General features: G+C 47.8%; 13 protein-coding genes. 6 read left to right on the plus strand and 7 right to left on the minus strand.

Features of this window, described 5'->3' with window-relative positions:
* Nucleotides 1-16: 16 nt before the first annotated feature.
* Nucleotides 17-421: a YmaF family protein gene (locus ACH32G_RS00635; RefSeq protein ID WP_016936026.1), complete on the minus strand. Its 405-nt coding sequence runs from the start codon at nt 419-421 to the stop codon at nt 17-19.
* A gap of 101 nt (nt 422-522) precedes the next feature.
* Between ACH32G_RS00635 and ACH32G_RS00640 the strand changes: the two genes are divergently transcribed.
* From ACH32G_RS00640 to erbB, 3 genes are all read left to right on the plus strand, one after another.
* Entirely contained in the window at nt 523-849 is a 327-nt protein-coding gene (locus ACH32G_RS00640) for a hypothetical protein (RefSeq protein WP_049628517.1), read from the plus strand.
* A 139-nt stretch (nt 850-988) separates the two neighbouring features.
* Nucleotides 989-1303, plus strand: a complete 315-nt coding sequence (erbA, locus tag ACH32G_RS00645; protein WP_064778945.1) for an SMR family multidrug efflux transporter EbrA — start codon at nt 989-991, stop codon at nt 1301-1303.
* 17 nt (nt 1304-1320) lie between these two features.
* On the plus strand, nt 1321-1674 hold the full coding sequence (gene erbB / locus ACH32G_RS00650; protein WP_223152198.1) for an SMR family multidrug efflux transporter EbrB: 354 nt from the start codon (nt 1321-1323) through the stop codon (nt 1672-1674).
* 13 nt (nt 1675-1687) lie between these two features.
* Here erbB and ACH32G_RS00655 read toward each other — a convergent pair whose 3' ends face one another.
* The 3 genes from ACH32G_RS00655 to ACH32G_RS00665 form a co-directional block, all read right to left on the minus strand.
* Complete coding sequence (locus tag ACH32G_RS00655) at nt 1688-2140, minus strand: OsmC family protein (protein ID WP_045926687.1); 453 nt, start codon at nt 2138-2140, stop codon at nt 1688-1690.
* Nucleotides 2141-2200: 60 nt separating this feature from the next.
* Nucleotides 2201-2908: a poly-gamma-glutamate hydrolase family protein gene (locus ACH32G_RS00660; protein ID WP_045926688.1), complete on the minus strand. Its 708-nt coding sequence runs from the start codon at nt 2906-2908 to the stop codon at nt 2201-2203.
* Nucleotides 2909-3162: 254 nt separating this feature from the next.
* Nucleotides 3163-3396 carry a hypothetical protein gene (locus ACH32G_RS00665; protein ID WP_016936033.1) on the minus strand — a complete coding sequence of 78 codons (234 nt, stop codon included), beginning with the start codon at nt 3394-3396 and terminating at the stop codon, nt 3163-3165.
* Nucleotides 3397-3560: 164 nt separating this feature from the next.
* On the opposite strand from ACH32G_RS00665, the gene ACH32G_RS00670 reads away from it, so the two are divergent.
* Both ACH32G_RS00670 and ACH32G_RS00675 read left to right on the plus strand, forming a co-directional pair.
* Nucleotides 3561-4889: a S8 family peptidase gene (locus ACH32G_RS00670; RefSeq protein ID WP_327814282.1), complete on the plus strand. Its 1329-nt coding sequence runs from the start codon at nt 3561-3563 to the stop codon at nt 4887-4889.
* 182 nt (nt 4890-5071) lie between these two features.
* Nucleotides 5072-5434 (plus strand): hypothetical protein, encoded by a 363-nt coding sequence (locus ACH32G_RS00675; RefSeq protein ID WP_016936035.1) that lies wholly within the window; start codon nt 5072-5074, stop codon nt 5432-5434.
* A 35-nt stretch (nt 5435-5469) separates the two neighbouring features.
* Here the strand turns inward: ACH32G_RS00675 and ACH32G_RS00680 are convergent, their stop codons facing one another.
* Nucleotides 5470-6225 (minus strand): YoaK family protein, encoded by a 756-nt coding sequence (locus ACH32G_RS00680; protein ID WP_032864741.1) that lies wholly within the window; start codon nt 6223-6225, stop codon nt 5470-5472.
* 60 nt (nt 6226-6285) lie between these two features.
* Nucleotides 6286-6717, minus strand: coding sequence for a NucA/NucB deoxyribonuclease domain-containing protein (locus ACH32G_RS00685; RefSeq protein ID WP_016936037.1), 432 nt, complete (start codon nt 6715-6717; stop codon nt 6286-6288).
* A gap of 296 nt (nt 6718-7013) precedes the next feature.
* Between ACH32G_RS00685 and ACH32G_RS00690 the strand changes: the two genes are divergently transcribed.
* The gene (locus ACH32G_RS00690) at nt 7014-8225 is read left to right on the plus strand and encodes a cytochrome P450 family protein (RefSeq protein WP_448813891.1); all 1212 of its coding nucleotides are present in this window, start codon (nt 7014-7016) and stop codon (nt 8223-8225) included.
* Between the two features lie 139 nt (nt 8226-8364).
* On the opposite strand, the gene ACH32G_RS00695 is transcribed toward ACH32G_RS00690, so the two are convergent.
* Nucleotides 8365-15819 (minus strand): beta-ketoacyl synthase N-terminal-like domain-containing protein, encoded by a 7455-nt coding sequence (locus tag ACH32G_RS00695; protein ID WP_448813892.1) that lies wholly within the window; start codon nt 15817-15819, stop codon nt 8365-8367.
* Nucleotides 15820-15824 lie beyond the last annotated feature (5 nt).

The raw sequence follows: 15824 nt of genomic DNA on the forward strand, positions 1-15824 counted from the left end.
GAGCGCTAAACGTCAATTACCACCCGATCGGCTCGTTGCCGACAACCTCTTTCGTTTTTCCCTTGAGCGTGTGGCGGTGCGTTTTCCGGCCTTCCTCCCGCGGATCGTAAACGACGCCGCCGTACTGGATCTGAATCGGCTCATTGTAGGCGGCAAAGGTGGTCTCTGAAAGCTCATGGTAATGCGTTCCGTCAGCTCTCGGAATGGCAGGGCCGGAAATACCGTAATATCTGTGGAAATGGCCGTTTTCAAATGAGGTGATGCCCGTATAGAAATGTGTATGCTGATCTGTATTGCTGCCGTTCTCAGGCTGTGAGAAGCCTTCGATCAAATGGTAATGCCCCTGCACAACATCCGTTACAGCCCGGTAAGCGTGTGTGTGCGGAGGTTTTTTTGACCAATCGGACTGATACAGGCCCACAAAAGCTCACTCCTTTATTTTTTTGATAAACGCCCAATCAAAAATTGGTGGGCTGAATACTCTGTTATCATCTAAAATTTATTCTTGGAGGTACCTTAATTATGAATGAAGAATACGCATACGCAGCAGATAGTGATATGAGACAGTTTGGACGGCCTGGATTTGGGTTCGGCCGGCCTGGATTCGGGTTCGGACGTCCCGGATTCGGCTTCGGACGTCCCGGATTCGGCTTCGGATTCGGACGGCCGGGTTTTGGTTTTGGCCGGCCTTGGTTTGGCGGGTTCGGACGTCCGTTTGGTTTTTACGGCGGACCGTTTGTCGGAGGGCTTGTCGGGGGACTTGTCGGAAGCGCTTTGTTCAATCCGTATTTGTACGGAGGTTACGGCTACCCTTACTATCCGTACGGAGGTTATCCGTATTACTACTAAGACAATCAAAAAGGGCTCCTTTCAGGGGCCTTTTTATATAGGCCGAATGTCTTGACTTGCCGGGTAAAGTTCGGATATTATTTTATTTTACTGCCTTAAACAAAAGGCATGAAAGATGATGATGAGAGGGGGATTGGATATGATTCTGGGTTATATCTTCCTCACAATTGCTATTTTATCAGAGTCAATGGGTGCGGCCATGCTGAAGGTCTCCCGCGGATTTACGCGGTTTGTGCCGAGCGCGCTTGTAGTGGCTGGCTATTCATTGGCCTTTTATATGCTTTCACTGACACTGAATCTTATTCCGCTCAGCTTATCCTATGCCACATGGAGCGGGGCCGGAACGGTGCTTGCGTCCATTATCGGAGCGAAGTGGTTTCAGGAAAAATTGGACAAGCAGGCTGTCTTCGGACTCTTTTTCTTATTGGCCGGTGTCATTTTGATGAATTGGTAGAAAGGAGAGGCATGCTGATGAAAGGATTACTTTGCTTGGCATTAGCCATTGTATCAGAAGTGTTCGGGAGCACGATGCTGAAGCTGTCGGACGGTTTTACGCACCTGTGGCCCGCTCTCGGCGTCATTGCCGGAATCGGAGCCTCTTTTATGTTTTTGAGCTTTTCATTGAAAAGCCTTGATTTATCCACCGCATACGCGACATGGTCAGGTGTCGGCACGGCTTTAACTGCAATCGTCGGCTTTATTGTTTTTAAGGAAGCCATGACGATCAAAATGATGGCCGGTCTTGTGTTGGTCATCACGGGCGTCATCCTGCTCAACCGTTCCAAATCTCAAAAAACGAAAAAAAATCAAACGGCCCGGAGCTGACCGTTTGAATTCGTCATGCGCGGGCGGCTTTTACTTCAACCTCAAGCTCCATCTCCACGTTTCCCTGAACCGCTCGTGAAATCATACACGATGATTCCGCTTTTTGCGCTAACTTCCTGGCCAGTGCAAAATCCGTTTCGTTTGCATCCGGCTTTAATAATATAAACGGGCGGTGAATGATTTTTTGATACGTGAACACACCGTTTGTTACATCTACAATTCCTTCAGATTCCATATGTAACTCTTCTTTATCCAGACCGCTTCTTTCCATCATTGCCGCAAGCGTTATAATATAACAGGTCGCGGCCGCTCCAAGCAGCATCTCATCAGGGTTTGTGCCTTCTCCCGGACCGTCCATTTCCTTAGGAATGGACACAGCCGTTTCCAGCCGGCCGCTTTTAATGTCGCCGACGTCATTCCGATTTCCGGGCCAATTTGCTTTTAAATAAAAATGATGTTTTGCCAAGGGACCATCCTCCTTTTTTTCAAGTTTACTCATCTTTCACTGGTTTGTCTTATGATAAGCTCATGAATACTCTTGATTGATTACTCTTTTTATCGTACGGACAAACCGGTAAAATTCGTCTGTTTTTGTGAATTCTCTTTCACGGTAGTCGAAATTATCAAAAAACGCTTCCCGCTGTTCTCTGCTGATCTCAAGCTGTATGCTCAGACCTGTTTGCGCCTGATTATTGATATTTTCTGTGTCAACCCCGGCCAGACCAGTTTTTGAGGTTGCCAATTCTGCAGGAAATCCATTTCGTTTGAAAGCTCTCACCAATTTTTCCGCCCGCTTCCGGTCGCTTCCTCCGACAAGGGTATTTTTCTCGTCGCCTTTATAACCGTGAACTGCGATCACATAATGGTGCTGCTTAATGCTTTCGACTGCTAAAGGCTCATCGAACTTGGTGCTCGTAATATGAAGAGTCTGGTTATCATGCGCTTTTAACCCCTCAAACAGGTAGGTTGAATAATCATCTCTGAAAGAGCGGACGATCTCGCTCACCCCGCCCTCAATTCTCCCTCCGTGCGGCGACATGATCAATACAGGGCTCCCCTCTCGCTTATTGTACGATATATGATAATCATCGGGGTCTTCATGTTCAGCCAGATCTTTAAAATCTGTGTATGTATCTGAAGAATTCGAGGGATCAGGGTCTGACGCATAGTGAGCACATCTTATTAGTAAGACCATTGCTACGATAATGATGACATTAAGTATTATTCTTTTCATCAGCTCTCCTTCTTTGCTCCTTTCTGAAAAATGAGATATTCATTATTTGGATTTTTGTCAATAGGTCTTATCTTAACATTCTATTAACATTATCATCAGTGAAAAACTTCCCGGTTTCGAAAAATCAATGGATGGTCACGGTTCAAGCGCTCAAATGCCGGGCATCAGTGAAAAAAGGTTGAGAGAGGCAAAAAAAAAGGGAGGAATGCCCGAATTTTCAGGGGCGGGAGATTCACAGCCGGAAACATCCGGCATCAAGAATACGCTTTTAAAAATGAATATCCGTCTCCCGAAGCAAATGCGCAGGACAGAATGGAGCCCGTCAAAAAAGTTCTCATCTGCCTTTTTGTACAGCAAAATGCCGTTACAGCCCGCTCATCCCCTTTTTTAATAATAATGGTCCGTTTTGAAATGGAGCCGTCTTTTTTCATATATATAATATCAATCGGAAGCTGCTTTTCCAAGGAATGTCTCAATATTATGTTCATGTATATACCTCCTTCTGTCGGTTTCATTATAAGAGAACAAATGTTCTTTTTCAAGTAAAAAAGCCGCAAGTAACCAGCTCTCTGAAAGGACAAACAAACTGACCGAATATACTGCCTGTTCATATGGTATAGAGAGAATCGCCAGAATGGGAGGAAAAGTATATATGTTTGGTTACTCAATGGTACAAATGGTTCGGTCAAATGCTCATAAGCTGGACGGGCCGCTCAGAGAAAATGTATTACAGTTATATAAACCTTTCAAATGGACGCCTTGCTTTCTCCATCGTTTTTTCGAAAAAAAGGTGAAAAACAGAAAGAAAATGTCAGTCATCATTGAATTCGAGGAAGGCTGCCATGAATCCGGGTTTCACAGCACAGGCCAGATCCTGTCAAATGAGAAACGCTGCACGATCAAAAAGCAGTTTCACACAATTAATTGCTGCAGCGCTGAAGTCACCCCGGCCGCCCTTCACATGCTTCTTTCTCAATGCCGGGATATCCGTAAAGTCTATTTAAACCGGGAAGTAAAAGCACTTCTCGATACGGCAGCCGAATCATCACATGCAAAAGAAGTGACCCGAAACGGCACCGTATTAACAGGAAAAGGCGTAACCGTTGCCGTCATTGATACCGGAATCTATCAGCACCCCGATTTAAAAGGAAGAATTACCGGATTTGCAGACTTTGTGAATCAAAGGACGGAACCGTATGATGACAACGGCCACGGTACCCATTGCGCCGGTGATATCGCGAGCAGCGGCGCATCGTCTTCCGGAAAATATCAGGGACCCGCGCCGGAAGCCAATCTGATCGGTGTCAAAGTTTTAAACAAAACCGGATCGGGAACCTTGGCTGATATCATTGAAGGTGTGGAATGGTGCATACAATATAATAAAAAACACACTGACAATCCGATCCGGATCATCAGCATGTCGCTGGGCGGAGAAGCGCTCAGATATGACAAAGAAACGGACGATCCGCTCGTCAAGGCCGTTGAAGAAGCATGGAACGCAGGAATCGTCGTCTGCGTCGCTGCGGGCAATTCCGGTCCGGAAGCTCAAACGATTTCAAGCCCCGGCGTCAGTGAGAAGGTCATCACGGTAGGCGCCTATGATGACAATGATACGGCCGCGAATGAAGACGATACGGCTGCTTCTTTCTCAAGCCGCGGCCCGACGGTGTACGGAAAAGAAAAGCCTGATATTCTCGCGCCCGGAGTCGATATCGTGTCCCTTCGTTCACCTCGTTCATACCTTGACAAATTACAAAAATCAAATCGTGTAGGGTCATTGTATTTCAGTCTGTCGGGCACGTCGATGGCCACTCCGATCTGTGCGGGCATTGCCGCTTTAATCCTTCAGCAGAACCCGCAGCTTACGCCTGACGAAGTAAAAACACTGATCAAGGAAAGTCCGGATAAATGGACAAATGAAGATCCGAACATTTACGGAGCGGGTGCAGTGAACGCCGAAAACGCCGTGCCGAAAGAATAATCTTTATATGATGAGTAAACGGGGTCGTCTGCACCGGAAGATGACCCCGTTTTTAGTAAACAATTATAATGAAGAAACTAGTAACTCTTCAAAACCGGCTGTCAGAAAAAAAGATTAAGCGGAGCAGTGTATTTCTAAAAAAATAGGGAATAAGTATGGTGTAGATAAAAGGAGGAATATCAATGGCACTTACAAACACCGAACTGTCAGAATGGCTGCAAAAGCAGATCGGACAAACTCTTGATATCAGAAAAGGAGAGCTGACAGACAGCCGGAACGAGATTTCTGATATGGACCAGATCATGCTTCACCTTGATGATGTTCTCGTCCGCCGGACAAATCATCCCGATGACTATGTAGCTGACGAAGAACTCGTCCTAAAAGGACACGGCACAACCTATACGGAGGAAGGAAATGTCCCGCTCCCTCAAGATGCGTATGAAATCCCTTTGCTCGGCGAGATTACCATCCAAAAAGAGCAAGACGGATTAAAGGTACATACAGATCGGGCCGTTTATACAATCGGGACCCGAAAAGAGCAATAAAACGAAAAAAAACGCCGTGAATCAGCGGCGTTTTTTTATTGTTTTTTTTCTTCCGAGTAACCGTGGAACATTGTAAATGCACAAAGCATAATACCTAAAATAATAATAATCGGGAGCCAGATCACGGCGAATTTATAATTCGGTTCGGCAAATGCGCCGATAACCGCCCCAAAGCAATACAGCACCAAGGCAAGCGCGCGCAATACCGCATCTCTCGTAAACTGCTTCCGCTTGTCCGCTTTGTAAAACCTTGCGGTGAGATCTTCAAAAAAATTAGCAAGCGTTCCCGTTAATACAGTCGTGGAAATCCCGGCTACACCAAGTTTTCGCGCGGCTGTTGTCTGCATTCCCATTGCGAAGCTGAGCAGCATAATCAGCACATAAACAGAAATGGATTCTGCAAAAAAGCAGGAGAACAGAGCAAACAAAAGCAAAACAGCCCCTTCAATGATCAATGCGGCAGTGACCGCAGGGGGCCAGAATGATTTCTGTTTATTGCCGACAAGCCAAGCCGCGGCAATAACGCCTGCAATAAATCCGATTAACGAGGTTAAAGATTTGAGTACGGCAAGGTGCCATGAGTTGCCGATCGCCATGCCGAACAAAACGATGTTCCCCGTCATGTTGGCGGTAAAGACGTGTCCTAAACTTAAATAACCGATCACATCCACAATTCCCGCAGTTAAACAAAGAAGCAAAAGTGCAATATTTCGGTATGTAGTCACCGTCAATGTGATCCAATCCTTTCTCATGCTGAGTCCAACATATAAGTTTACTCTTCGCCATTTCATATGTCCAGCCGGTACGCCGCCTTTTCATAGCATAAAAAAACTCCGGCGCGCCGGAGAAGATTACTGAACGATAAATAATACTTTCGTGCCGTCGGAATACCTGCTCATTTGATTTCCAACCCATGAGCCGGCCCCGCGATTGTCCGAAGGGGTTACATATCTGATATCAGCTCCAGCTCCGCCTTCTGTACAGACCGCCATCGGCCATTCATCACGGTCAAATCCGGGCTTTGTCGGAATTCCTTTCAATGATTCTTTCCTTCTATCCTCAGCTCCGCCGCGATCAATTGTACAAATGTCAGAGTGCCCTGCCGAAATGGCGTCTTTTATATGATTTCCCGTCTCCGGATATTTTAACAGCGGGAAATAAAGCACCTGATCGTATCTGGACGCGGCTCGGGCAGTATTCTCCGAAGTGCCGGCGCTCATAAAGCTGAACTGAAGAGAGATCACCAAAAGCAGACTTGCCGCCCATTTCATAAACGCAGTCATTCACAGCCTCCTTAAGAAGTTGATATGAAGCGTAAATATGTATATTAGCCGGATTCGGCACACATGATGAATTGGTAAAAAAAGTTTGCTGTTTTGGTGATAACCAACGAAAATGACGGCTTTACGGTTTTTCTATTGAACAAGCTTCTGATTCCTTATATATTTTAGACATACTTATGCGCCGTTGTAATCAGTGTCTTCAGCGGATAAAAGGAGGAATGCCGACCGGCCGGCCGGCACCGGCAGTTTGTTATGTCTTAAGTCTTTCTTAAAAACATGAAGGCGGGGAAATCACGATGGAAAAAATAATGTTTCATCCACACTCATCCGAGTTTCACGAAAACCCTTTTGCGGTTTTAAGCACATTCAGAGAGCAGGATCCCATACATAAATTCGAACTGCAGCGTTTCGGAGGCACCTTTCCGGCTTGGCTTATCACGCGTTATGATGATTGTATGGCGTTTTTAAAGGACAGCAGAATTACGAGAGATGTAAAACGGGTCATGCCGAAGGAGCTGATCGCGAAGCTGAATGTCAGTGAAGATATCGATTTTGTATCAGAGCATATGCTGGCAAAGGACCCGCCGGATCATTCACGCCTGCGGTCTTTGGTGCATCAGGGGTTCACTCCCCGGATGATTGAGCAGCTTCGCACCGGGATAGAACGGATTACAGAAGAGCTGCTGGATGAAATGGAAACAAAAACAGATCCTGATATCATGAGAGATTTCGCCGCTCCGCTTCCGTTTATCGTCATTTCAGAGCTGCTCGGAATTCCGAAAGAGGACCGCGCCTCATTTCAGGTGTGGACAAACGCGATGGTCGACACGTCAGAAAGCGGACGAGAAGCGACCAATCAGGCGCTCAGAGAGTTTAAACAATATATGAAAACACTGATCGAAGAAAAAAGAATACATCCGGGTGAAGACTTGACGAGCAAGCTGATTTACGCAGAAGAGGACGGCCAAAAGCTGAGTGAATCAGAGCTTTATTCCATGCTGTTTTTGTTAGTCGTTGCCGGACTTGAAACAACGGTTAACCTTCTCGGCTCCGGCACACTGGCGCTTCTTTTGCACAAAGACCAGCTGGAGAAGATAAAGCGGCAGCCTGAAACTATTCAGACGGCGGTCGAAGAGCTTTTGCGTTATACCTCTCCCGTCATCATGATGGCGAATCGCTGGGCGATTGAAGATTTCACCTATAAAGATGTTTCCATTAAAAAAGGCGATATGATATTTATCGGCATCGGTTCAGCCAATCGGGACCCGGAATATTTTGATGATCCTGATACATTAAATATAGCGAGAACACCGAACCGCCATATCTCTTTTGGCTTCGGCATTCATTTCTGTCTCGGAGCTCCGCTCGCCCGGATGGAAGCATCCATTGCCTTTACAGCGCTTTTAAAACGGTTTCCGAATATAGAGCTGAAGGGAGCGCCTGAGGATTTATCATGGAGAAAGAATGTGTTTTTAAGAGGGCTTGAAGCACTGCCTGTCAGATTATAATATCCGCCCCCATATTTGGGGGTTTTTAAATATCTTATTAACAGGAGACAACAAATTACTATGAAAATTTAGTACATAGTAAATTTAGTTCTCATTAGTCAAAAAGAGCTGCCGGATTGCTCCGGCAGCTCTTTCTATATTACCGTTTTACCAACTCATTTGTTTCGTCCAGCTTTTTTCTGAAAGAATTAAGGAAATTGGCGCTTATTGTTCCTTTATTTGCGTACAGTTTTTCACAGAATGCCTTAATGGCGTTTTGCGGCTTTGATTCCGACAGCATTGTAACATGATTAGAAGAATGAACATCCAGCAGGTGAAATTGTTTTATCTGCCGTTCCCATTCTTCCCAATACGCCTCATGGTCTAACAGATTTTGTTCTTCCTCTGCTGTCAGATAACGTTCAAGATCTCCGAGGAACAAGCCGCTTTTATTACGGAAATAGTAGCACTGCAGCGTTTCCGGATGCGGCAGCGGCTTCATATCATACTCTTCCATTCCGTAAGCAAGCTGCGTCTTCATCATTTGCTCCATCTGCATCCGGATCGCTTCTTCCGGTTTTGGCAGTCCGCGCTCTTTGGCAAGGCTGATCAATTCATTCAATACAGCCTCTTCCCCAGCCTGCACGTTAATGTCTTCCCTGCTGATTAATGCGTCTTCAGGATTTTCAGGCTTGAGATATGCCGTAAGCATCGTATTGATCGTTTGCAGCATGACTGACTTGACAGATGGTTTTCTTTCTTTCCATTTTTCACTATACGGGGTATCAATCATGACGGCGCTTTTCACCGTATGACCTTCCTCCTGCAAAAGGCGCGCCGTTTCATATGCGAGCATTCCGCCCAAGGAATATCCGCCGAGGTCATAAGGGCCTTTCGGCTGTACCGCTTGAATGATTCTCGCATAAGAAGCGGCCATCTCTCCGATTCCTTGCAGCGGATCTTTCCCTGTCAAACCTCTTGCCTGAATGCCGTAAAAAGGACGCTGGCTTTTTTTAGCGAATGGCTGATACGCTTCGACGCCTCCCGTTCCTCCATGAAACCAGAAAACAGGACGTCCTGTTTCTCTTTCATTCAGCTTGACGAGTTCGGGAAATTTCCCTTCCCCATCCTGCGATTGGTTCGTTTTTAACAGCAAGCTGAGCTCCTGAAGAGTGCCGCAGTTCTGAAGAGCTTCCAGACTTATTCGGCAGTCTGTGTCTTCAAGTTTTTTCAGAAGCTGAATACAGGACATTGAATCGAAGCCGTATTCAGTCAGCGGCTTATTTGGATCCATTTCCGCTGCGTCCATTCCTAAAATGTCAGCCACTATGTCAGCCGCGCCCCCGCGGCGGAACTGTTGATTCTCTAGAATCGGTTCAAGGCTGATGTCTTCCGTCTGACTGCCGTTCCAATACTTCTGTTTTTCAAAAGGATATGTCGGAAGCGGCACTCTTTGAACAGATTTGCCTTGATGGAGTCTGTCCCACGGTATATCCGCACCTTTCACCCAGCAAAATGCAAGCTTTTCCAGATTGTTTTCAGCCAAAAGCGTCTCCGTGACGACTGTACCGAGCGTCCCTTCCAGTAAAATGCCGATGTCTCCTGCTCCAGTCTGCTGACTGCCGGTAAAGAAGCTTTTCACTCCATTGCTTTCTCCGGAAAACTCTCTGTAGTCTTTCAGTTTTTCCAGCAGTTCATCTTGATTGCGGGCAACAAATGCCAGGCGGCAATGCATCGCCTCGCGGCCGGTCTGGAGCGTATAAGCAATATCCCGCAGTGACGGAGTATGTTCAGCTTGTATGAAATCGGCCAGCTGACCTGCAGCCGCCTTAAGCCGGCCTTCGCTCTTAGCAGAAAGCACGATAAGCTGCGGTTCATGCACAGATTCTTTGTCTTTAGGGATCGGACTGTACTGTTCCAAAACGACATGCGCATTCATGCCGCCGAATCCATAGCTGTTAATTGCGGCCCTGCGCGGAATCGGACTGCCTGTACGGTCGGTAAGCTGTGTCCATTCTTGATTGTCTTCAGTGAATCGTAAGCGGCTTTGCTGATTGGTCATTTGCTCATTTGCGGCTGTGAAACCGGGAATCCCCGGGATGGTATGATGTTTCATGGCCATCGCCACTTTTATAAGGGCGGCCAGTCCGGAAGCGAGTTCGCCATGGCCGATGCAAGGTTTCACGGTGCTGATGTAACAAGGCGCGCTTTCCTCCTCATTCGCAGACTCGCCGTAACCCGCTTGGATTGCATTGAACTCAAGCGCATCTGCCATTTCGGAGGCGATGCCGTGTGCTTCAATGTATGTGACGGTTTGCGGGTCAACATCGGTGTTTTCGTACGCTTTTTTCATCGCAGCCTTCATCCCCGCCGGATTCGGCGCGTGAAGCGACATGCCTTTACCGCCATGCGACACCCCGGTTCCTTTTATGACCATGTGAATATGATCGCCGTCTTCAATTGCCGCCTCAAGCGGTTTGATAATGATGGCGCCCGCGCCTTCACTTCTGACAAAGCCATCGGCATCTTTTTGGAAAGATTTCGCCCGGCCGTTTTTGCTTAAATATCCCATTGCGTCAAAACCGATAAAGCCCTTCGGCGATTGCAGAATATTGGCGGCGCCCACGACAGCCTGCTCACATTCGTTATGACGGATTGATTGAACCGCCCTGTGCAAAGCCACTAGTGTTGACGTGCAGGCCGCCTCGTAATATTCACTCGGTCCTTGTAAATTCAAGGCATATGATATCCTGTTCGGAATAATGGACGGAATGGCTGTTCCATTGTTCGGGTCGCTATTGCCCGCGGCAACGAAAACGCCCGTCGGTCTGCTTGATAACGTCTTACTCGTCAGGCCCGCATCCTCCATTGCCTTCCATGTATGCATCAAAAGCAGAAACTGCTCCGGCCCCATTTGTGAAGCCTCTTTAGGAGAAATTCCGAAAAAGAGCGGGTCAAATTCTCCGACGCCGTCAATAAAACCGCCCCATCTGAGACCTGTGTCATCCTCATCATCGGCGTAACGGCGCCAGTCCCAGCGGTTCGCCGGAATTTCTGAAATACAGTGATCTCCGTTTACAATGTGCTCCCAAAAAGACTGGATATCCGGAGATTGCGGAAACTGGCCTGACATACCGATAATGGCGATTCCTTGTTTGATATTACCGTTATCACAAGGCCGATGCTGTTCCTTCGGCAAAGTGCGCTCTTCTGTTTCCGTGACCTTAGCCTCTTCTGTATGTTTGTGATCGGCAAGCAATTGAGAAAACTTACTCTCATATGCTGACGCGAAGTGGCGGGTCAGCTCTTCTGCCGTCGGGTACTCGAAAAACAATGTCGGATTCACATCGATTTCTGCCTCTTGGCCGATCTCTTTTGTCAGTCCGATCAGGCTCGCTGAATCAAGCCCCAATTCCATAATATTTACATCAGGACGCAGGGATGGCACAGGTTCACTCATCATCTTGGCAAGCTTGCCAAGGACATAGCTGCGGATATGATCTGTCAGACTGCCGGCAGAAACCAGATCCCCCGGGCTTTTAAGAGCCGTTCGGGCCGGCTGATTGATCTGTTTGACTTCCGGACGGAACCGTTTCAGGGCATAGCCTTCATAACACATCACCACTTCAGATCGGCTGCTGATGACATCTGCGTTAAACAGGATCATTTCCCCTGTTTGTTTGGCCAGCTTGATGTGCAGCCAGCAATCAACGAGATCTGCTGGGCTGCTGAAGGTAACGGCATTAATGCCGAACGGCAGATAGCTTTCCGCATCGGCTTGGTCCAATAAAGACAGCGCGGCCAAGTAAGCACTGTTGGCGATTAACGGATTTATGGCGTAATGATGCGCTTGTTGTGAGGCGATATTATTCAGTTTCAGCTTTGCTAACACCGCATCAGTGCCTTTGTACAGGCGTGTGATCGTTTTAAATTCTTCTCCCCACACGACGGTTCCCGTGCCGTCGCCGTATAACTTATCTATCCCCACTTCCCGGTAAGAACGCTGAATGGCCGCCAGATCCGCGTGCTGCTTCTGAAACGGATACGGACTGCACTCGGCATACGCCGCTATGCTCCAATCAGGAGACGTGCGGCTGCGGTACATCATGCTCAGTTCAAATGCATCCCCGTTTTGCTTCGATTCCGTTTTCAGCTCGATGCGATCGCCTTTTTTTACGGCAATGGGATTGACGTAATTCAGTTTTTTAATTTGTCCTCCTTCCGCTTCAGGAAAGTGATGATAAAACTGCTCGGCTGCCAGGCTTTTGTATGTAGCACCGACGAGGACAGGTTCTCCGCTGAATTGATGCCCCTGCACATATGGATCATCATCACTGTATATCACCTGAACGCCGGCAGCGTTTTCTGATTCACCGAACTGAAAAGAAGTCCGGCGGTCAAAAGCATAAGCCGGCAAATGAACGGCGTGCTCTTGCTGCAACTGATCAAATGCAATATTCTCTCCTTTTTCCCATTGCCTCGCCCGATGGCCGACGGCAGAATCGGAACGGCTCCGCCCCGGCTGATCCGCGCGGTAAGAGACCAGCTCGTTCAGCAGTTCCTGTACGGAAGAAGCCGTAAATGCCGCCCGATACTCCGAATGATGCGTTCTTTTTTGCAGAGCGGATGCAATGGCGGCCGGATGAAGTGAAGGCGTTTTTTCTAAAAAAGCCGCCAGCCTGTCAAGATAAGCTTCAAAACTCCATTTCGTTTTCGCTGACACGGGGAAAATATATTCCTCATTGCCATGACGGTCATGATCGGAATTCGGACTGATATATTCTTCTACGATCAGGTTTGCATATGCCCCGCCTGCCCCGAAGGAATTGATCATGCTTCTCCGCGGGATGATGTCTCCCGTCTCGGCATCCTTCAGACGCTCCCAATACTCGGTTTTCTCCTGCAGATAAAAGGCCGTTTCTTCAAGCGAGATATTCGGATTTTGCGGTTTTGCGTTAATCGTCGGAACTAACGTTTCCCGCTCCATTTGCAGCAGCACTTTCGTGAGCTGGGACATACCGGAAGCCGCCTCTAAATGGCCGAGATTTGACTTGACGGATCCAAGCGCGCAAAAACGTTTTTTACCGGTATATTGCGAAAACGCGTTTGTCAGGGCAATCACCTCAATCGGATCTCCCAATACAGAGCCGTTTGCCGCTGATTCAACATAACTGATTGTTTCCGGATTGATTCCGGCTTTGCTGATGGAAGCCGCCATGAGCTTCGCCTGCTGTTTCGGATCCGGAGCCGTGTACATCTGCCGTCCGCCGCTATGGCACAATGCGCTGCTTTTAATGACGCCGTAAATATGATCGCTGTCGGCAACCGCTTTGGAGAGCGGCTTCAATAGCACTGCCCCGACCCCTTCTCCCGGCATCAGGCCTGTGCCGGTTCCGAAGCTTTTACTTTCACTTCCCTGTTCAAGCAAATTCGCCCGTTCAAGCGCATCATATTTAGACGGTTCAAGTGTGAGATTGACCCCTCCGGCAATCGCCATAGAACAGCTGTTAAGCTTCAGGCTCTCACAGGCGAGATGGATGGCGCTCAGTGAGCTGGAGCATGCGGTCGTAACGCCCATGCTCGGACCCGTTAAATTGAAAAAGTGAGAAATGCGGTTGGCGATATGCCAATCCCCTCCGTTAGAGCTGAGCGCGGCTTTTTCCAATGACGGGATATTCCAGAAATATTGATTGTACATACTGCCCATAAATACACCGATGCCGCTGTCTGATTCCTGCCATTTGTTTAATCTTTCTAACGAGTAGCCTCCATTCTCAAATGTTTCCCATACGGTTTCAAGGCTTAACCGGAGCTCAGGCGTCATCTCCATCACATGGTCTTCCTTAATGTCAAACAAGTGATGATCAAAAGCGTCAATATGCTGCAGAAATCCGCCGTACCTTGTTTTGCGATCTTCTTTTCGTGTTTCTTTTGCCATTGTTTTCAGAAGACCGAATTTCCATCTGTTTTCCGGGGCTTCTGAAATACAGCTGTCTCCGGCTTTTAAATGCTCCCACAGCTCATCAAGGGTTTCAGACTCAGGGTAGCGGCCGCTGATGCCGATAATGGCAATGTCGTCACGTTCAGAGCGATTAGCGGCGGCGGTTTCTTTTTCTGGCTTTGGCGCGTCCGGCTCTTTTGGTTCAGCGATAAATCGCCGCGTTTCCGTGTCGAGCGGCACCGGTTCAGCCATTACAGGTTCCCGATGCTCCGTTTCAGGAGGCGCTTCTTCAGCTCCAAATGCCTGTTGAAGCTTATCCGGGTAAGTTTCCAGCAAATACTCGGCAAGTTCTTTCGTATTCGTGTGTTCAAATAAGACCGTTTTCGGCAGCTCGCCCGTCAATGTTTCCAGTTCACGGATGAAATTCACCTGCAAAATGGAGTCAATGCCGTATTTTTCAAAGCTCGTTTCCGGCTGAATGCGCTCGGGAGCAAGCTTTATCGACTTGGCTAACGTTTCTTTTATGAATTGCACGGTCCGGTCTGTCACTGAGAAAGCCGGTTCTATGAAATCAGCCGGCTCTTTGGAAGCTGCAGTTTCTTCAGCCGCCTGCGCATCCTGCTGTTTTTGCCTGATGACGCCGTCGCTTTCTGCCGCCACGATCTGCTGGCCGAGCTGATGTGACGATTCCGCCATAAATGTAACGTACCGATATCCCTCGCTTTCCAGCACGGACTGCCACGCTTCAGGATACAGCCCCGGGCACCCGGGAATACGCAGTTCGGAGTCTTCATACAGCCACCAGCCTTCTAAAAGACCGAATGTCAGGTGAGAATAAACCGAATGGCTGCTGATCTCATTTAATAGCAAAATCCCATTCTTTTTCAGCACCGCTTTGGCATTGCGAAGCGTCTGCCGAATATTTTTTGTCGCGTGAAGCACATTTGCCGCAATCACCGCGTCATATGCGCCTACCTCTACACCCTGCAAAGCCGGGGGCTCCTCCACATTAAAGCGCTTATAAGTCAAATACGGATTGTCGGGGCCGTATTCTTTTTCAGCATGCATGAAAAAGGCCTTTGACAGATCGGTATAACAATATTCTTTTACATGATGTTTGTACTCTTTTAATCTTTTGAAAACGGTCGCGCTTGTCCCGCCCGTCCCCGCTCCGATCTCTAATATCCGGATTTCTGCGTTTGGGTCTTCTTTCAGGCGTTCATCAATGAAAGCCGTCAATGTGTCAGCGAGCACTTCATTAAAGTAGTCTGCCGTTTCATTGTTTTTATAAATTCCTTCTACCAATTCCATTGAGGAATCAGGAAACAGAACATCAGTGGCAGAAACTCTGCCGGATAAAATATCCGGCAAAGCTCTGAGGGCTGTCTCCACTAAAGTGATCATCGCCTGTTTGCTGCTGTCCTTGAGTAAAGGAGCTTTCTTTTCATCCCATTCTTTCCACAGCACGTCCGCACGCTCTATCGGACCTGTTAACACATACGTACTGCCTGACTGTTTCAAAAAGCCTTTTTGCACCAAGATGGAGATGCTTTCTTCCAGCCACCTGCCGTAAAACCCCTGCAATACAGGCTGTGTCTCGTTTTCTGTAAAGAATCCGACAGATTTCAGCTGGCCTGCCAATAGTTTGTAAAGAAGATCTTCAGTGTTTTGCAAAGCCG

The organism is Bacillus sp. CIS52, from assembly GCF_053545315.1.